The organism is Pontibacter liquoris, from assembly GCF_022758235.1.
GTDB classification, from domain to species: domain Bacteria; phylum Bacteroidota; class Bacteroidia; order Cytophagales; family Hymenobacteraceae; genus Pontibacter; species Pontibacter liquoris.
Window position 1 is genome coordinate 1,977,665 of sequence record NZ_JALEBG010000001.1, and the last position, 18,191, is coordinate 1,995,855.

15 protein-coding genes are annotated in these 18,191 nt (G+C 50.7%); 13 read left to right on the forward strand and 2 right to left on the reverse strand.

The features are described from left to right. The first annotated feature begins 35 nt into the window (after window positions 1-35). The 3 genes from trxB (at window position 36) to bshB1 (ending at window position 2,892) form a co-directional block, all read left to right on the forward strand. Window positions 36-974 carry a thioredoxin-disulfide reductase gene (trxB, locus tag LWL52_RS08125; protein ID WP_242918681.1) on the forward strand — a complete coding sequence of 313 codons (939 nt, stop codon included), beginning with the start codon at window positions 36-38 and terminating at the stop codon, window positions 972-974. A gap of 141 nt (window positions 975-1,115) precedes the next feature. Then, window positions 1,116-2,162, forward strand: coding sequence for a M23 family metallopeptidase (locus LWL52_RS08130; protein WP_242918683.1), 1,047 nt, complete (start codon window positions 1,116-1,118; stop codon window positions 2,160-2,162). A gap of 10 nt (window positions 2,163-2,172) precedes the next feature. Beyond that, entirely contained in the window at window positions 2,173-2,892 is a 720-nt protein-coding gene (bshB1, locus tag LWL52_RS08135) for a bacillithiol biosynthesis deacetylase BshB1 (RefSeq protein ID WP_242918685.1), read from the forward strand. A 256-nt stretch (window positions 2,893-3,148) separates the two neighbouring features. Here bshB1 and accC read toward each other — a convergent pair whose 3' ends face one another. Further along, window positions 3,149-4,648 (reverse strand): acetyl-CoA carboxylase biotin carboxylase subunit, encoded by a 1,500-nt coding sequence (accC, locus tag LWL52_RS08140; protein ID WP_242918687.1) that lies wholly within the window; start codon window positions 4,646-4,648, stop codon window positions 3,149-3,151. A 214-nt stretch (window positions 4,649-4,862) separates the two neighbouring features. Here accC and LWL52_RS08145 point away from each other — a divergent pair, with 214 nt between their 5' ends. Together LWL52_RS08145 and LWL52_RS08150 are read left to right on the forward strand one after the other, a co-directional pair. Then, a complete protein-coding gene (locus LWL52_RS08145; RefSeq protein ID WP_242918689.1) occupies window positions 4,863-6,101 on the forward strand; it encodes an aminotransferase class I/II-fold pyridoxal phosphate-dependent enzyme in 1,239 nt (412 codons plus the stop codon). Between the two features lie 106 nt (window positions 6,102-6,207). After that, a complete protein-coding gene (locus LWL52_RS08150) occupies window positions 6,208-6,408 on the forward strand; it encodes a BF3379 family histone-like protein (protein WP_242918715.1) in 201 nt (66 codons plus the stop codon). Window positions 6,409-6,485: 77 nt separating this feature from the next. Here the strand turns inward: LWL52_RS08150 and tyrS are convergent, their stop codons facing one another. After that, window positions 6,486-7,790: a tyrosine--tRNA ligase gene (gene tyrS / locus LWL52_RS08155; protein WP_242918717.1), complete on the reverse strand. Its 1,305-nt coding sequence runs from the start codon at window positions 7,788-7,790 to the stop codon at window positions 6,486-6,488. Window positions 7,791-8,241: 451 nt separating this feature from the next. Between tyrS and LWL52_RS08160 the strand changes: the two genes are divergently transcribed. The 8 genes from LWL52_RS08160 (at window position 8,242) to LWL52_RS08195 (ending at window position 18,186) form a co-directional block, all read left to right on the forward strand. After that, window positions 8,242-8,862: a SatD family protein gene (locus tag LWL52_RS08160; protein ID WP_242918719.1), complete on the forward strand. Its 621-nt coding sequence runs from the start codon at window positions 8,242-8,244 to the stop codon at window positions 8,860-8,862. Next, complete coding sequence (locus LWL52_RS08165; protein ID WP_242918721.1) at window positions 8,859-9,575, forward strand: DUF3307 domain-containing protein; 717 nt, start codon at window positions 8,859-8,861, stop codon at window positions 9,573-9,575. Before LWL52_RS08160 ends, LWL52_RS08165 begins: the two co-directional genes overlap by 4 nt. Before the next feature lie 144 nt (window positions 9,576-9,719). After that, window positions 9,720-10,766: a DNA polymerase III subunit delta gene (gene holA / locus LWL52_RS08170; RefSeq protein ID WP_242920682.1), complete on the forward strand. Its 1,047-nt coding sequence runs from the start codon at window positions 9,720-9,722 to the stop codon at window positions 10,764-10,766. Window positions 10,767-11,004: 238 nt separating this feature from the next. Continuing rightward, window positions 11,005-14,205, forward strand: coding sequence for a tetratricopeptide repeat protein (locus LWL52_RS08175; protein WP_242918723.1), 3,201 nt, complete (start codon window positions 11,005-11,007; stop codon window positions 14,203-14,205). A gap of 33 nt (window positions 14,206-14,238) precedes the next feature. Then, window positions 14,239-15,930, forward strand: a complete 1,692-nt coding sequence (locus tag LWL52_RS08180; RefSeq protein WP_242918725.1) for a TonB-dependent receptor — start codon at window positions 14,239-14,241, stop codon at window positions 15,928-15,930. A gap of 6 nt (window positions 15,931-15,936) precedes the next feature. Then, complete coding sequence (locus LWL52_RS08185; RefSeq protein ID WP_242918727.1) at window positions 15,937-17,076, forward strand: HU domain-containing protein; 1,140 nt, start codon at window positions 15,937-15,939, stop codon at window positions 17,074-17,076. A gap of 1 nt (window position 17,077) precedes the next feature. Continuing rightward, window positions 17,078-17,788 (forward strand): MotA/TolQ/ExbB proton channel family protein, encoded by a 711-nt coding sequence (locus LWL52_RS08190; RefSeq protein ID WP_242918729.1) that lies wholly within the window; start codon window positions 17,078-17,080, stop codon window positions 17,786-17,788. 2 nt (window positions 17,789-17,790) lie between these two features. Beyond that, window positions 17,791-18,186: an ExbD/TolR family protein gene (locus LWL52_RS08195; RefSeq protein WP_242918731.1), complete on the forward strand. Its 396-nt coding sequence runs from the start codon at window positions 17,791-17,793 to the stop codon at window positions 18,184-18,186. Window positions 18,187-18,191 lie beyond the last annotated feature (5 nt).

Consider the following 18,191-nt stretch of genomic DNA (forward strand, 5'->3'; position numbering starts at 1 on the left):
TATACTTGCATCCGAATTTCATGCATCCAACCTTTATGGAAATAGAAAAAGTAAAATGTCTTATCATCGGTTCCGGGCCAGCTGGCTATACGGCCGCTATATATGCTTCCAGAGCCGGTCTTAATCCTGTTCTGTACCAGGGTCTGCAACCCGGCGGGCAGCTGACCATTACCAACGACGTAGAAAATTATCCTGGTTATCCTCAGGGCATTAACGGCCCTCAGATGATGGAGGACTTTAAGCAGCAGGCAGAGCGCTTCGGCACCGATGTACGCTACGGCATTGCCACCGCTGTAGACTTTTCTTCTCAGCCCCACAAAGTTACCATCGATGATCAGAAGGTGATCGAGGCACATACGGTGATCATTTCGACCGGCGCATCGGCCAAGTGGCTGGGCCTGGAGTCGGAAGCGAGGCTGAATGGCAGCGGCGTTTCGGCCTGTGCCGTGTGCGACGGTTTCTTTTACCGTGGGCAGGATGTGGCCATAGTAGGAGCAGGCGATACGGCCGCAGAAGAAGCGACTTACCTGGCTAACCTGTGCCGCAAAGTATACATGATCGTGCGCCGCGAAGAAATGCGTGCCTCCATCATCATGCAGGAGCGTGTAAAGAAAACACCCAACATTGAAATACTCTGGAACTCGGTAACCGATGAGGTACTGGGCGAGCATGCCGTGGAAGCCGTACGCGTGAAGAATACGGTAACCAATGAGGTGCGCGAGATTCCGGTAAACGGTTTCTTTGTAGCGATCGGCCATAAGCCTAACTCCGACATTTTTGCCGACTACCTGAACCTGGACGAGAACGGTTATATCAAGACTATTCCGGGCACTTCGCAGACGAACATTGATGGCGTATTTGCCTGTGGCGACGTGCAGGATTTCACGTACCGCCAGGCCGTGACAGCAGCCGGCACCGGTTGTATGGCCGCCCTGGATGCAGAGCGTTATCTGGCAGCGCGGGAGTTGCATTAAATTATTCCATTAACCGTCACCACCTTGCCTTTTCTTTTAAAAAGCAGGGGGTGACGCCCAACAATAAAATGGCCGCTCTGAAGTTAAATAAAGCGTATTGCAGTTTTTTACGCCCGCTTTAGTAAGCCAAAATTGATGCTAATGTCACAAAAAAAATCCCCCTTTACTATTGCACTGCTTTTGCTGGGTTTGCTGCTCTTTTCGCCGGCGGCCTTTGCACAGACCAAGGTGAAGGATCTCTTCCGGGTAAAGTCGCCCAAAATTCAGTATGTGCGGCCGGATACGACCATTCTCATCAAGTATGAGGAGTTTCCGGACGAGAACTCTGATGCGGATCAGTCGATCTACTTCAATCCCAAAAAAGAACTCTCTATTGTCAGCGAGGATACTTCTGAACTCGATCTGGGCGAGCAGCATATTGTAGAAGTATCCGAAGAAGTGCTGGTGGATTCTTCCTGGGTGAAAATTGCCGGCTATTACTCGATCTGGGATACGCACAACATCAACCCCTACCGTATGGACGGGCGCGAAATCAAAGATACCGTGGATATCCGCTTGTATGATCCGCCGAAGAACCGCAACTATAAAATGCCTTTATTCGAAACGCCCATCACAAGTCATTTCGGCTACAGAGGTTATCGCTGGCACTATGGCACAGACCTGGACCTGGATACGGGCGATACGATCAGGGCAGCCTTTGACGGGGTGGTGCGCATCAGTAAATGGGACGGCGGCGGCTATGGGAATTATATTGTGGTGCGCCACTACAATGGCCTGGAAACGCTTTACGGGCACATGAGCAAACCGATTGCTAAGGTGGGTGAGTTCCTCAAAGCCGGGGACATTATTGGTTTGGGAGGCAGCACGGGTCGTAGCTCGGGACCGCACCTGCATTATGAAGTGCGCTACGAAGGCAACCCAATAGACCCGGAGAACATGTATGACTTCCCGGACTACCTGCTGAAAGGCAAAAACTTCCAGATTACGGCTGCGTTATTCAACTATTATAACAAAGCCAAGGCCAAAACCACCACAGCCCGCAGAAGTTCTTACCATACCGTGCGCCGCGGCGATACGCTTTCCGGCATTGCCAAAAAGTATGGCGTATCGGTGAGCCAACTGGCCAAGCTGAATAAAATGAGTACCCGCGCAAAATTAAGCGTAGGCAAAAAACTGCGCATCCGCTAACGATTAAATTATGAAACTAGACATACTTGCTTTTGCCTCGCATCCCGACGATATAGAACTTGGCTGCTCCGGCACGCTGATCGCGCATATTGCCGCTGGTAAAAGCGTGGGCATCATCGACCTGACACGCGGGGAACTTGGTACGCGCGGCACCGCCGAAACCCGAGCTTCCGAAGCCGAAGAAGCTGCCCGGATCATGGGCATTTCGGTGCGGGAGAATCTGAACTTTGCCGATGGCTTTTTTGAGAACAACCGGGAGCACCAGCTTCCGATCATAGAAAAACTGCGCCAGTACCAGCCTGATATCGTACTGATGAATGCCATACACGACCGGCACCCGGATCATGGGCGCGGGGCTGAAGTGGTGTCTGAGGCGTGCTTTAAGGCCGGGCTGAAGATGATCAAAACAACAGATGCGCAAGGGCAGCAGCAGGAGGCCTGGCGCCCGAAAGCTATGTACCACTATATCCAGGACCGCTTCATTACGCCCGATCTGATTGTGGATGTTTCACCTTATTGGGAAAAGAAGATGGAGACGGTTCGGGCTTTTAAATCCCAGTTTTATAACCCCGACGACACATCACCGAATACCTACATCTCTTCGCCTGAGTTTCTCAAGTTCATCGAGGCGCGCGCGCTGGAGCTGGGGCATGCCATCGGGGTAACCTATGGCGAAGGCTTTACCAAACAACGGTTCATTGGGGTGCGCAACCTGTTCGACCTGGTATAACAAAATACGACGGTATACTAAGAAGTTTTCAAAGTATAACCATACTATAATCATCCCCACTATCATTGTCCGTTATAGCGCAAGCGCCCGCTTGTGCTTTTCTTGCAAGTACGCTATACAGACATCACGTTGAAGTAAAACGATAGAAGCGAACTTTTGCGGCATTAGTGCCAGTAAGTATAAACTAGTATTCCTATAAAGTATAAAGGCGCTGCAGTTTGCAGCGCCTTTATACTTTATAGGGACCTTCTTCGATTTAATTCAGCCGGTTTCTGCGCCAGTTGGAGGTTGCGGCAGGTGCGGATGAGGCGGTCTCAACCACGGCAGGCTTGCGGTCGTTAAGCAACATAGCAGCCAGTACAGCGGCAATTTCCTGGCTGCCTTCCTCAAAGGGAGGTTGCAGCGCTTCCGGCGTAAAATAGCGCTCTATAAATTTCGTATCGAAATTACCTGAAACAAACGCTTCATGCTGCAGCACATAACTACCAAAAGATAAGGTTGTTTCGATGCCCGTTATCTGGTATTCTTCGATGGCGCGAAGCATTTTTGCGATCGCTTCCGCGCGGTCCTTGCCAAAGGTCACCAGCTTGGCAATCATGGGGTCGTAGTAGATCGGGATGTCCATACCCTGTTCAAAGCCGTCATCCACCCGTATGCCCGGGCCCTGTGGGCGCTTGTATGTTTCCAGACGGCCGATGTCGGGCAGAAAGTTGTTGGCCGGGTCTTCGGCATATACCCGCAGTTCCAGCGCATGGCCATTGATGTGGAGGTCTTCCTGCGCAAAGCCCAGGGGAAGTCCTTCGGCAATCAGGATCTGTTCTTTCACCAGGTCCAGTCCCGTGATCATCTCTGTAACCGGGTGCTCCACCTGCAGGCGCGTGTTCATCTCCAGGAAATAAAAGTTCAGGTTTTCATCTACCAGAAACTCCACGGTGCCGGCACCTACATAAGCGCAGGCTTTAGCCACGTTTACGGCACAGCGGCCCATTTCGGCACGCAGGGCAGGCGTAAGTATAGCCGATGGCGCTTCTTCGATCACTTTCTGGTGGCGCCGCTGAATAGAGCATTCCCGCTCGAACAGGTGCACAATATTTCCGTGCGTATCGCCCAGTACCTGTATTTCGATGTGGCGCGGCGAGCCGATATATTTCTCAATGAAAACGGAGCCGTCGCCAAAAGCCGAGGTAGCCTCGCTCACCGCAGTCTGCATCTGCTGTTCAAACGATTCTACGTTCTCGACTACGCGCATGCCTTTACCACCACCCCCAGCACTGGCCTTGATCAGGATAGGGAAACCGACTTCTTGAGCAATCTGCTTAGCCGCTTCCACGTCCGTTATCGCTTCTTCGGTGCCCGGCACCATCGGGATGTTATACCTGGCTACAGCAGCTTTGGCGGCCAGTTTACTGCCCATCAGCTCAATAGCAGCAGGAGAGGGGCCGATAAAAATAATGCCTGCCTCAGTGGCCATCCGGGCAAACGCAGCGTTTTCAGATAAAAAGCCATAACCCGGGTGAATAGCATCCACCCCCAGCTCTTTGCAAACGTCGATAATCACCTCGCCCCGCAGGTATGACTCACTGGACTTGGGACCTCCCACACACACAGCTTCATCGGCAAAGCGCACATGCAGGGCATTCCGGTCGGCTTCACTATAGATGGCCACGGTCCGGATGCCCATTTCCTTTGCTGTGCGCATAACGCGCAGCGCAATCTCGCCCCGGTTAGCGACTAAAAGCTTCTTTATTTTTCTCATACAGGTGCCAGGATAGATTTCTTCTCAAAGAAAAGGGTTTGGCATGAAAGTTAAAAATCAAGCCCGGTAAAAAGCCGTCGATAGCAGCGGCTATAGATTGTTTATGAATTATATAAAACATAAATTTGCAGCGCCACGCTTTCTAATTTCGTTCCATATTTAGAAAGCGAACGAATAAACAGAAATTATCCCGATAACTTAATCATTACACAAAGTGGATTTATTTGAAAAGTTGTTGACCAACAGAGGTCCTTTAGGCAGCCACTCACACTATGCGCATGGCTATTTCACATTTCCCAAACTGGAAGGGGAGATTGCCCCGCGAATGAAGTTCAGGGGGAAAGAAGTGCTGACGTGGAGCCTTAACAACTATCTGGGACTGGCCAACCACCCGGAGGTTCGCAAAGCGGATGCCGATGCGGCTGCCGCTTATGGCATGGGTACCCCGATGGGCGCACGTATCATGTCGGGTAATTCCACCCTGCACGAGCTACTCGAGTCTGAACTAGCCGATTTCGTACAGAAGCCGGATGCGCTGCTGCTTAACTTTGGATACCAGGGGGTAGTTTCGATCATTGATGCGCTCGTAGACCGCCACGATGTAATTGTATATGACGCCGAATCGCATGCCTGTATTATAGATGGCGTGCGCCTGCACCAGGGCAAACGTTTTGTGTACACCCACAACGACATGGAAAGCCTGGAGAAACAGCTGGAGCGTGCCACCCGCTGGACGGAGAACACTGGCGGCGCCATCCTGGTGATCACGGAAGGTGTTTTCGGCATGTCCGGTAACCTGGGCAGCCTGGACAAGGTTGTTGCTTTAAAAGAGAAATTCAACTTCCGTTTGTTTGTTGACGATGCCCACGGCTTCGGCACAATGGGCGCTACAGGAGCCGGTACCGGCGAATTCCTGAATGCGCAGGACGGCGTAGATATCTATTTCTCTACTTTTGCCAAATCCATGGCTAGCATTGGCGCCTTTGTTGCCTCTAACGAGCAGGTGGTAGAATACCTGCGCTACAACATGCGTTCTCAGATCTTTGCCAAATCGTTGCCGATGCCGCTGGTGATCGGCGCCTTAAAGCGCCTGGAGCTGCTGCGCTCTCAGCCCGAGCTGAAAGACAAGCTGTGGGAAGTAGTAAATGCCCTGCAAAGCGGTCTGCGCGAAAAAGGGTTTAACATTGGCACTACCCAGTCGCCGGTAACCCCCGTTTTCCTCAACGGCCAGATTCCGGATGCTACTCAGTTAACGCTGGACCTGCGCGAAAACTATAATATCTTCTGCTCTATCGTGGTATACCCGGTTGTGCCGAAAGATGTGATCATGCTGCGCCTGATCCCGACGGCTGCTCATACTTTGCAGGACGTGGAAGAGACGATCGCGGCATTCGAAAAAATATCACTAAAGCTAGACAAAGGTTTGTATTCGTCGCCAGCCGTAACGGCCTAGGTAGCCTGAGAGCCTTATATTAAATTTCCTTAATTTTTGCTTGTTATCATTTAATGTGTATATTAGAGCTATTAAACCAAATGTTTCACTATAATTAATAGCTCAAATGAACAACAACTTTAGCAAACTCAAGGATCTTGTAATGTCTTTAGAATCTGATTTCGAAAAGTTCTACGACAAGAACAATGCTGCTGCCGGAACGCGTGTGCGCAAAGGTATGCAAGACCTGAAGAACATGGCGCAGGACATCCGTAAGGAAGTTCAGGATGCTAAAAATAGCTCTACAGAGAAAAAAGCTACTAAGTAAGTATAACTTCACTTAGCAGATCATAAAAAAGGCGGCCTTTGCAGGTCGCCTTTTTTATTTAAACAACTTGTAATCAGCTAGTTAACGGTGATCAGGTAATAGTTCTTCTTTCCTTTCTGCACCACCAGGTATTTTTGGTGCAGCAACTCCTGCGTTACGGCTTCTTCGGTGCTTTGCACCTTCTGGCGGTTAATGCTCACGCCGCCGTTCTTGATCATGCGTTTAGCCTCGCCCTTGGATTCAAAGATCTGGCTGCCCGTTACCTCCGAGAGCAGGTCGCTTACCGTAGCTGTCTGGCGGTAGTCGGCAGCGGATACGGCTATCTGGGGCACTCCCTCAAAAACAGAGAGCAAAATATCCTCTTTCAGGCCTTTCAGCGTCTCCAGATCACCTTTTCCAAATAAAATTTCGGAGGCTTCCACAGCCGCAAAGTAGTCCTCTTCAGAGTGCACGCGAATTGTAACATCTTTAGCCAGGGCTTTCTGTAACACACGCAGGTGCGGAGCCTGTTTGTGCTCTGCTATAAGTTGTTCAATTTCTTCTTGCCCAAGCAATGTATATACCTTGATCAGCTTTTCAGTCTCCTCATCCGAGAGGTTTAACCAGAACTGGTAAAATTTGTAAGGCGAGGTCAGATTCGGATCAAGCCACACGTTGCCGCCTTCCGATTTGCCAAACTTGGTACCGTCTGCTTTAGTCACCAGCTTGCCTACCAACGCAAAGGCTTTGCCTCCGTCGATGCGCCGGATCAGTTCGGTGCCGGTGGTGATGTTGCCCCACTGGTCGGAAGCACCCATCTGCAGGCGCACGTTCTTGTTTTTATACAGGTGGTAAAAGTCGTAGCCCTGAATGAGCTGGTAAGAGAACTCCGTGAACGACAAGCCTTCGGCGCGGTCGCCTTCTTCGTCGGCGCTGATGCGCTTCTTTACCGAGTCTTTTGCCATCATGTAGTTTACCGTCAGGTGCTTGCCCACTTCGCGCAGAAAGCCCAGGAAGCTGAACTCCTTGAACCAGTCATAGTTGTTGACGATCTCGGCCGAGTTGGCACCACAGTTAAAGTCCAGGAACTTCTCCAGCTGGGCTTTTATACCTTCCTGGTTAGCCCGCAGGGTTTCTTCATCCAGCAGGTTCCGCTCCGCCGATTTACCTGACGGATCACCGATCATACCGGTGGCGCCACCTACCAGGGCAAAGGGCTTATGGCCGGCACGCTGCAAATGCACCAGCAGCATAATAGTGGCCAGGTTGCCAATGTGCAGCGATTTGGCAGTGGGGTCAAAGCCAATGTAGCCGCTCGTCATGCCAGCGGCCAGTTGCTCTTCCGTGCCCGGCATAAAATCATGGAGCATGCCCCTCCAACGCAGTTCTTGTATCAGATTCATGTATTCGTATGTCGTCTATTCCGGGCAAAGATAAAAAAGAGTTGGGAGTTTGGGGCGGCATCAGCAGAATTATAGCCCTACTTTATACTTATTATGCTATATTGAAGACGGATAGGCCTGTAATAACCAGGAATTTTACAGCCTTTGCCCCTTGTGGCCATAACGGTATGGTCATGTTTTAGAGAAGTCATAATTTAATATGCTTCTTGTTACTTGTCACAGAAATTGATTAAGGTGATTTGAAACTGAAGACATTCAACTGGCGGCGTACTGACTGGAAAGCCCTAACTTTCATTATTTCATTTGGACCAGAAGTCACTGGACAAATTACCTATACTAGCTCCTAAGTAATATCTTACAGATAATTGCCATTATCCGGTTAAAACAAGATATATTTGATTATCCGCTTTTAAACAGATATATTAGCAGCATCAATTTGATAAGCTATTTCATGACAAGCATCATTACCGGTGATATTATTAACTCCCGAAAAGCAGGCCAGCCCAGGGTATGGCTCGATGTACTGAAGGCTGAGCTAAACCAGGTAGGTCAGGAGCCCAAAGTTTGGGAAATTTACCGGGGCGATAGCTTCCAGGTAGAAGTGCAGGAGGTGGCCGATGCCTTGAAAATTGCCATAAAGCTTAAGGCTGCTATTAAAACTGTTAAAGGCTTGGATGTGCGGATGGCCATTGGCATCGGGGAGAAATCGTTTGAGGCGCCCAAGATTACGGAAGCGAACGGCGATGCGTTTGTGCGCTCAGGCAGGCTCTTTGAGCAGCTGAAAAAGGACACGTTAGCCATCAGCTCGCCCTGGCCGGATGTGGATGCGCAACTGAACCTAATGCTGGACCTGGCGTTGCTGACGATGGATAACTGGACGCAGAATTCCGCCGAAATCGTAAAGCTCTCCCTCGAACTGCCCGAAGCCACCCAAACCGAACTTGCCAACAAGCTCGGCATTACACAAGGCCGCATAAGCGACAGGCAGAAACGTGCAGGCTATGATGCCATCATGCGCCTGGAGAAACATTACTGCCACCTGATCCATGCCATACTTCCGCCAACCTCATGATCTTATTCTTTAAACTATTGCTGGCGCACTTTATTGGTGATTTCTGCGTGCAGCCGGATGCTTGGGTAAAAGACAAGGAAACCCGAAAGCTCAGATCGCCGAAGTTATACCTGCACATGGCTGTGCATGCGACGGCGCTGCTGCTGTTGCTGGGCTTTAATACCCGCTATTGGTTGGGTTTTGTCGTTATACTTGTGTCGCATTTCCTGATTGATGTGGCCAAATTATACTTGCAGAACGATCATAACAAGCGGTTGCTGTTCTTCCTGGATCAGCTGGCGCACTTGGTCGTACTGGCAGCAGTGGTTTATAGCTATACCCCTTATACTTTACATTTCAGCAGTTTATATACTCCGGAAAATCTGCTATTGGCTATCTTCCTGGTGTTTGTTACCTATGTCTCCGCTGTCTTGATAAAAGTGCTCATCTCCAGGTGGAGCCCAAATACCGAAAGCACGAATGGAGAATCACTGGGGCAGGCGGGGCGGTTTATCGGAATACTGGAGCGGGTCCTGGTGTTTGTATTCATCATCACCAACCATTGGGAAGCGGTGGGCTTTCTGCTGGCAGCAAAATCCGTTTTCCGGTTTGGCGACCTGAAAGAATCAAAAGACCGCAAGCTTACCGAATATGTATTGATTGGCACGCTGCTCAGCTTCGGCATTGCCATTGCAGCCGGCCTGGCTTTCCTGTACCTGGTTCAAAGTGTGTAAGCTTTGGGAGAAGTATGATTTGCAGCACGCAGCCTTCTTTCTGCGCATCTTCCGGTAAATTATAGGGAAACTTTAGCGGTTATACTTTAAATTTGTATGAGCAGCCGCAAATGGCTGCGTTCTACTTACACCACTACAACCGCTATGTCGCACACACCCGAGGGCATTCTGGAGCAGCTGAAAAACAGGCAATTTGCGCCGGTATACTTTCTGCAGGGCGAAGAATCCTACTACATCGACCTGATCTCCGATTATATTGAGGCACACGCGCTGCAGGAGCATGAAAAAGGCTTTAACCAGGTAGTGCTGTACGGAAAGGATGTGGATGTGCCGGCGGTGCTGCTGCAGGCGAAGCGTTTCCCGATGATGTCGGACCGTTCGGTGGTGATCGTGAAGGAAGCCCAGAGTATGGCCGACCTGGAAAAGGAAGAAGGCATGAAACAGCTGGAAGCCTACCTGCAAAAGCCGCTACCCTCGACCATACTGGTATTCTGTCATAAGCACAAGACGCTGGACGGCCGCAAGGCACTAGGCAAAGCCATCAGCAAGCACGCGGTGCTGCTCACCACCAAAAAGCTGTATGACAACCAGGTGCCCGCCTGGGTAAACGCTTACCTGAAGAGCAAGGGTATAAAAGCCACACAGCAAGCGGTTTTAATGCTCAGCGAATATATCGGCGCCGACCTCTCCAGGCTTGCCAACGAGATCGACAAGCTCCTGATCAACCTGCGGCCCGGCCAGGGCATTGATGAGCAGGTGGTGCAGGAGAACGTGGGCATCAGCAAGGAGTATAACATCTTTGAGCTGCAGGCCGCCCTCATCGCACGCGACGCGCTGAAAGCCAACCGCATCATCCATTATTTTGAAGCCAACCCAAAAAATAATCCGCTCATCCCCAACCTGTCGCTGTTGTTCTCTTTTTTCACCAAGCTCCTTAGCCTGCACCTGCAGGCCGATAAATCGGAGGGAGGCTTGAAGAAAAGCCTGGGCAACCAGGCCTGGAAAGTGAAAGATTACATGGCCGCCATGCGCGTGTTCCCCTTGCAGCGGTGCGTGGATATTATACATTACATCCGGGTGGCCGACCTGCAGGTTAAAGGCATTACGGGTGGCGATATGAGCGAAGCGGACATCCTGCGCGAGCTGATCTTTAAAGTGTTGCATCCGGTGCCGCGGGCACTGGCTTCCTGAGAAAAGCAAATTTTGCAGGAGGTACAATAAAGTAGCTGCTTTGCTCATTATATAGGTGTTGCGCCATATTTACAGGTGGCGCACGGGAAAGATTATCGCAGAAAATGCCGCGCCCGCTTTTTAAATTTTACTAACTTTGAAAACGACTAGCCTTTTCCGATGCTGAAAGGAAGGCAGTAGAAAAAGGCTTACGGCCTTAAAAAGATAAATTTAGCCTGTAAGGGCCATTGAAAAACATATGAAGATAGCTTACAAAGTAGCGCTGGCGTCGGTCTTGGCTGGCGGTTCGCACGTGGTGGTGGCCCAGCACACGCAGGTTTTTACCTCCAACGAGAAGTACTACCAGGAAGGCGTAGAACTGTTTGACCGGGCCAAGTATGGTTCGGCGCAGGAGGCATTCCGCAAGTATATCGAGCTGATCGGCGACGATGCCAAAACGGCGGATGCCCAGTACTATTATGCCCTCAGCGGCTTATACCTGTTGCACCCGGACGCCGAGCAGCTTATCCTCAACTTCGTGCACAAGTACCCCACGCACCCCAAAACAGCCTTGGCCAACTATGAGTTGGGCCTGTACTACTTTGAGCAGAAAGAATATAAAAAAGCAGTAGAGCTGCTGAAAGAGGCACCGCTGCACCTGCTCAGCATCAAGCAGACCAAAGAGCTGGAGTTTAAGCTGGGCTATTCTTACTTTGCCATTAAGGATTTTGACAACGCCAAGATCTGGTTCGATAAAAACAAAACAAACGGCTTCCGGCAGGACGAGCACCGTTTTGCCTACGCCTCTAACTACTATGCCGGCTACATTTCTTACCGCAAAGGCGACTATGCCGCCGCCAAAACGGACCTGAAAATAGCTGAGAAAAACGAAGCCTATGCCGGTATTGTGCCTTATATGATCACTGAGATCCTCTACAAGGAGAACGATGTATACGAGGTGATCCGCTACGGCGAGGCGGCGCTGGCCAAAACCCCGAAAGTGCAGCAGGCTGATGAAATTGCGCTGCTGGTAGGCGATGCCTATTACCAGCGGGCAGACTATAAAACAGCGGAAAAGTATTTCAGCCAATATGCCGAAGGAAAGCGCTCGCTCGAGCCGGTGGTGCAGTATAAGATCGCGCTGACCGACTACAAGAACAACAACTACAAAAACGCCATCGCCAACTTTAAAGAAGTGGCGCTGAAGAAAGATGCCCTGGGCCAGAATGCCGCCTACTACCTGGGTTTGAGCTACCTGAAGGAAAACAACAAGCAGTTTGCCCTTACTTCATTTGACCAGGCCCGCAAAAATGACAAGGACAAAGCCATCACAGAAGCGGCCACGCTGAAGTATGCGCAGGTAAGTTATGATATGGGCAACTTCCGCGAAGTGATCAATGCGCTTGCGAACTTCACCAAAGACTACCCGGATTCGGAACAGGGCGAGGAAGCAGATAAACTGCTGAGCGAAGCCTACTTTGGTTCCAACGACTACGCAGCTGCCATCCGCCACATCGAAAGCCTGCCCAAAAAGAGCTGGCGCATCCTGCAGACCTACCAGCGGGTATCCTATTACTATGCCGTAGACCTGTTTAATAATTCCAAATTCCCGCAGGCCGTGCAGATGCTCGACAAGTCGCTGCAGTATCCGTACGACAAAGGAGTAACCGCAGCCAGCCATTTCGTGAAAGGCGAGGCCTTTTCTATCGGCCAGCGTTATGACGATGCAATCAACAGCTATGCGGCCGTGTTCCGTACCACGCCAAGCACCAAAGAGGACTACGCCATCAAATCGCGTTACGGCATTGGCTACGCTTACTTCAATACCAAGCAGTACGACAAGGCCATGACCCACTTCAAGGCCTACCTGGATGCCATAAAGCCAAGCAACCCCAACTACAACGATGCCACGGTGCGCCTGGCAGATACCTACTATGTTAACAAGAACTACAACGAGGCCTTGAACCTGTACGAGCGCGTGATCGCTTCCAGCTCACCGGACCGCGATTATGCCCAGTTCCAGAAAGGCGTGGTGCTGAGCCTGGTAGGTAAAAACGATAAAGCCAAAGCGGCGCTGCAGGACATGCTTAGCAAGAATCCGAAGTCGCGTTACCTGGATGATGCCCAGTACCAGCTGGCCGTGATCGATTATGAAGCGGGAAATTACCAGGCAGCCGTGTCGGCCTTTTCCACGCTCATCAACAACATGCCGGACAGCAAACTGATACCGAATGCCCTGCAAAAACGCGGAACGGCTTATGCCAATCTGCACGAGTATGACAAGTCCATTGCCGATCAGAAGCGTGTACTCGACGAGTTCCCGGCGTCTAAAGTAGCCAGCGGCGCCCTATATAGCCTGCAGGAAGTGCTGGGCACGGAGAACCGCAGCAGTGAGTTCGATACTTACGTGGACAAGTATAAATCAGCCAACCCAAAAAGCGATGCTTTAGAAAGCATTGAATTTGAAGCTGCTAAAACCTTATACTTCAATGAGAAATACGCCCAGGCAGCTCCTAAATTCGAGACCTACATCAAAACGTACCCGAACAGCACGTTTGTGCCGGATGCACGTTACTTTCTGGCCGATTCATACCTGCGCCAGAACAACACGCAGGTGGGCAAAGAGCGACTGAAGGAAGTAATCGCGGAAAATAAGTCCGAATACGTGAACCGCGCTATCCAGCGCGTGGCCGACATTGAACTGGATGCCAAAAACTATCCGGAAGCCATCAAATACTACTCGCGCCTGCGCGATGTAGCGACCAACCGCAAAGAGCAGCAAACGGCGCTTACCGGCTTGATGCAAAGCTACTACCGCACCAACGATTATGCGGCAACCAAACGCGTAGCCAACGAGCTGATCAGCCAGGGCAATGCGGCGCTGAATGCCTACAACACCGCGCTCCTGTTCCGGGCCAAGGCGTCTTATGCCCAGGGCAACATGGACGAAGCCCTTATCCAACTGCAGGAAACAGCCAAATCGGCTGCTGACGTAAATGGCGCCGAGGCACAGTACCTGGTGGCCGAGCTATACTTCAAGCAGAAGAAGTATAAAGAGTCGCTGGACGCTGCTTATGCTTACAACAACAAGTTCTCCAACTACGACTACTGGCTAGGCAAATCCTTCCTGATCATTGCCGACAATTATGCCGCGCAGAATGAGCTGTTCCAGGCCCGGGCAACGCTTAACTCGATCATCGAGAACTCGCCTGACCAAACCATTGTTGCCGAAGCGAAACAGAAACTGGCTACTTTGGACGCCGGGAAAACAGCCCAGGGAGCGAAAAAGACTATCGGTGCCCAGCCGCAGCAACTGATGCCCGCACAGGACAGCGTACCGGTAAAACAGGATAGCCTGCCGCTAAAGCAGGACAGCGTGCCGAATAAGTTGGATACCACGCAGCAACAGGTGGTGCCGGCCAACGATTCCACACAGCAGAAGCACGAAAAGCAGCAGTAGTAACGTCAGATTTAGCAGAAGAGAATCATCACCATGAAAAATAAACTAAGAATAGCCTCGCTTGCCATTGTTCTGAGTGTGGGGTATAGCTACATGAACAGCGTGCAGGCGCAGAACAATGCAGGCTGGAACGAAGGGGCCAAGCTGGAAGATGCCGAGGTGGTAGTTGAAAAGAACCGGGTGATCGAGCTGCCCCAGGCGGCCCGTAACTTTGAGAAATTCCACATCAACCCGCCCGAAGCAGGTCCACGCAGCGTGACGTACCGCTATAACGATTACCGCCTGACGCAGCAGGAAATCGACCTGCAGATGAAGGTGCTCACCATCAAGCAGGATGAGCTGACCAAGCTCTATGGCAACTACTTGAAGGCTGGCCTTGGCAACTATGGCACGTTATACTTAAAGGGATACTTTCATAATAAACGCAGCAAAGTAGCTGATTTTGGCGCTGATGTAAGCCACATCGCCTCAGCCCGCGGCCCGGTAGATAAAAGCAATTCGGCGGTAGCCAACAGTGCCATTGGTCTGCATGGCGAGCGTTACCTGCAGGGACTTACGGTAGGCGGCAAGCTGAACTATGGCCGCGACAAGTATAACTTCTATGGCTATGACCAGGATGTAGAGCGCGAAGTAGATAAGGACACGATCAGGCAGGTATTTAACCGGTTTGCAGCTGAAGCCTTTCTGCATAACAAAACCTCTGGCGCGCCTTTCCTTTTCAAAGGCGATATCCGGTTCAACTATCTGAACGAACGCTACAACATGAGCGAAAGCAATGTAGCTGTTGGCGTACGCAGCGATTATACCATAGACGAATCTTCTGTTTTCAAGATCGATGCGGACTTGTCGATGGTGGCACATAAAGATTCTGCCACAGCGACGCGCACCTTCTTTAAGGTGAACCCCACGTATGAGCGGCAGCTGAATGCCATCCGCCTGTCGATCGGGGCAAACCTGGCCTACACCGGCGATGAAGTGAACGATGCCAAGAACCTGAACATCTACCCGATGGTGCGTATTTCGGCAGAGCCAATCAAAGGTAACCTGCTGGTTTATGGTGGATTAGGGGGTGATCTGCAAAGAGTTACTTTATACCAGCTGACACAGGAGAACCCGTGGCTGGCGCCAAACGTACAGGTAGCCGACATCAACAAAGGGCTGGAAGTATACGGCGGCTTTGATGCCAACATTTACAACTATGTACACCTGGTGGGGCGCGTAGCCTATCAAAACTATCGCAACTTATACTTCTACAACAACTCCCGGGCCGACTCCAGCAAGTTTGAGCTGGTGTATGACGATGGGGTAACCAATGTGCTGAACTTTTTTGCAGACGCTTCCTTCAATTATTCCGATGAGATCCGTTTAGGTTTAAAGGTTGATTATAATAAGTATAACACCGCCAGCTTAGAGAAAGCGTTTCACCGGCCGGAGATGGCAGCCAGCGTTTATGGTACCTACAACTTCTTTGATAAGATTCTCTTTAATTCAGAACTTTATTATATTGGGTCCTCTTTCGGGAAAATCTACCGCCCTGACGGAACATCGGTGCTGCGCGAAACAGACGCGATTGTGGATCTGAATCTGAAAGGCGATTACAAATTCACGAATAATTTCACCATTTTTGTGATGGCCAATAACTTGTTTGGAAACAAATACGAAAGGTTCGTAAATTATCCTGGCAAAAGTATAAACCTGATAGGAGGGATCACCTACTCATTCTAAAAGCCTATGGTTGAAAAGCATATCAAAGCGCTGCTCTATGACCATGATTGTGTCATCATCCCGGAATTTGGCGGTCTGATCACGCATTATGTTTCGGCCCGGATCAATCCGGTGAAGCATACGTTTTCGCCTCCTTCCAAAAAGATCGCTTTTAATGAGAAACTGACCCTCAACGATGGCCTGCTCATCAGCACCATTGCCTATCAGAAAGGGATCACGAAAGAGGAGGCACAGCGCCTGGTAGCTGATTTTGTGCATCAGGCCAAGTATAAGCTCAATGCCGAGCACCGGTTTGAGCTGCCGGAGATCGGTGTGTTCCGCTACAATGCCGAGCGCCGCCTGCAGTTTGAGTATACGGAAGGCGACAACCTGCTGGAAGCAAGCTTTGGGCTTCCGGAAGTAGTAGCCCGTCCGATCCGCGTGCAGGAGCCTGCCGTGCTGCGCACCTTGTTAAAAGAGCGCGAGCAGGTACAGGTAAGCGGCAAGCAGCCGTTCCGCAAAAAAGTAAAGCGTCTGTACAATGTAGCCGCCGGCATCGCTTTGGCTGGTTTAGCCACTACAGCCGTATACTTCCTGTCGCTGCAGACCGACTATAACATGGGCAGCCTGAACCCGATCGCTTCGTTTGTCGGGAACTACTCGCTCTACAACAACGTACCGGCCGTCCGCTACGCCACAGATTACGTGCCGTATACCGCTGACGAGCGTGAAGCAGCTTATGCGGTGATGCTGCCGACGGCAGCGCCAGTTGCCCAGGAAGAAGAAATAACAGCCACAGCGGATTCGGTAGATCAAAGTATAACTTCAGACATTGCTTTAATAGATTCTGTAAATCAGTCCGTTGCACCTCAAATGCAAGTTGCCGCAGAAGCTGAGCCTGTAAAAGAAGAAGCCCTCACAATTAATCATAAAACAGGCCGTTACTTTGTGATCACAGGAGGCTATTCGCGCCTGGAAAATGCCGAAATAGGTCGCCAGGCCATTGTGAAAGATGGCAGAACAGATGCGAAGGTCCTGCTACCGGGCCCCGGTAGCAAACTCTTCCGCGTATCGGTAGCAGATTATGCAGACCAGGTAGAAGCACAAGCGGCTTTAATGGCGTTAAGAAAAAAATACGGAGAAACACTTTGGGTACTTAAATATTAACATGACACCTTTCTTATTACAAATCACCACGGAGCTGACGCCCGATTCTACCACAGCTCTTGCAGAGGGCGCAAAGGCTACCTCTGAGAACACTGTTTCCCTGATTGACCTGGCTTTGGCCGGCGGCTGGGCCATGATCCCGCTGTTGCTGCTTTCTTTGGCTGCTGTTTACATTTTTGTGGAGCGCTACCTGACCCTGAAGAAAGCCTCTCAAAACCCCGCTGGCTTTAACGACCGGATCAAGAGCATGGTGCTTTCCGGCGATGTGAACGGAGCCAAGATGCTGTGCGCGCAAACCAACACGCCTATCTCCAGAATGATTGGCAAAGGCCTTACGCGCATTGGTCACCCACTGAAAAACATTGAGACTTCTATTGAGAACCAGGGCAAGATCGAGATCAGCCGCCTGGAGCGCTATCTTTCCGGCCTGGCTACTATTGCCGGTGCAGCCCCGATGCTGGGCTTCCTGGGTACGGTAACAGGTATGATCGAAGCCTTTATCGCTATTGCGCAAGCAGAGGGCACGGTAAGCCCGAAGTTGCTGTCGAGCGGTATTTACCAGGCCATGGTTACGACCGCTGCCGGTCTTATTATTGGTTTGCCGGCTTATGTGGCCTATAACTACCTGGTTTCTAAAATTGATAATATCGTGCACGCGATGGAGTATACCTCTATCGAGTTCCTTGATCTGTTACAAGAACCCCAACTGTAAGTATGAATTTTCGCTCTAAGAACAGGATCAACGCCGAGTTCAGCATGTCGTCTATGACGGACATCATTTTCCTGTTGCTCATTTTCTTCATGCTTACCTCTAACTTCGTTACGCCATCGGGCTTGCCGGTAAGCTTACCGAGCAGCAAAAGCTCCGATATCGTGATGCAGAAGATAAGCGTGACCATTACCTCGGACTTAAAGTATTTCTTGAACGATAAACCCATTGCATCAGAGGAAATAGAACCACAGTTGACTGCCCTCTTACAAAATGCTGAAGACGGCGCCGTGGTTCTGCACGTAGACAAGAGCGTGCCCGTGGAATACCTGGTGAAGGTAGCCGGTATTGCCAAGAACCTGAATGCAAGTGTTACCCTGGCCACCGTGCCAACAGAATAAGGATT

What these genes read in the sequence shown, in the direction of transcription:
- LWL52_RS08195 (WP_242918731.1), top strand. Translation starts at nt 17,791, where the DNA reads ATGAATTTTCGCTCTAAGAACAGGATCAACGCCGAGTTCAGCATGTCG.
- accC (WP_242918687.1), bottom strand. Translation starts at nt 4,648, where the DNA reads ATGAGAAAAATAAAGAAGCTTTTAGTCGCTAACCGGGGCGAGATTGCG.
- LWL52_RS08185 (WP_242918727.1), top strand. Translation starts at nt 15,937, where the DNA reads ATGGTTGAAAAGCATATCAAAGCGCTGCTCTATGACCATGATTGTGTC.
- LWL52_RS08190 (WP_242918729.1), top strand. Translation starts at nt 17,078, where the DNA reads ATGACACCTTTCTTATTACAAATCACCACGGAGCTGACGCCCGATTCT.
- LWL52_RS08160 (WP_242918719.1), top strand. Translation starts at nt 8,242, where the DNA reads ATGACAAGCATCATTACCGGTGATATTATTAACTCCCGAAAAGCAGGC.
- LWL52_RS08165 (WP_242918721.1), top strand. Translation starts at nt 8,859, where the DNA reads ATGATCTTATTCTTTAAACTATTGCTGGCGCACTTTATTGGTGATTTC.
- LWL52_RS08150 (WP_242918715.1), top strand. Translation starts at nt 6,208, where the DNA reads ATGAACAACAACTTTAGCAAACTCAAGGATCTTGTAATGTCTTTAGAA.
- trxB (WP_242918681.1), top strand. Translation starts at nt 36, where the DNA reads ATGGAAATAGAAAAAGTAAAATGTCTTATCATCGGTTCCGGGCCAGCT.
- tyrS (WP_242918717.1), bottom strand. Translation starts at nt 7,790, where the DNA reads ATGAATCTGATACAAGAACTGCGTTGGAGGGGCATGCTCCATGATTTT.
- holA (WP_242920682.1), top strand. Translation starts at nt 9,720, where the DNA reads ATGTCGCACACACCCGAGGGCATTCTGGAGCAGCTGAAAAACAGGCAA.
- LWL52_RS08175 (WP_242918723.1), top strand. Translation starts at nt 11,005, where the DNA reads ATGAAGATAGCTTACAAAGTAGCGCTGGCGTCGGTCTTGGCTGGCGGT.
- bshB1 (WP_242918685.1), top strand. Translation starts at nt 2,173, where the DNA reads ATGAAACTAGACATACTTGCTTTTGCCTCGCATCCCGACGATATAGAA.
- LWL52_RS08180 (WP_242918725.1), top strand. Translation starts at nt 14,239, where the DNA reads ATGAAAAATAAACTAAGAATAGCCTCGCTTGCCATTGTTCTGAGTGTG.
- LWL52_RS08130 (WP_242918683.1), top strand. Translation starts at nt 1,116, where the DNA reads ATGTCACAAAAAAAATCCCCCTTTACTATTGCACTGCTTTTGCTGGGT.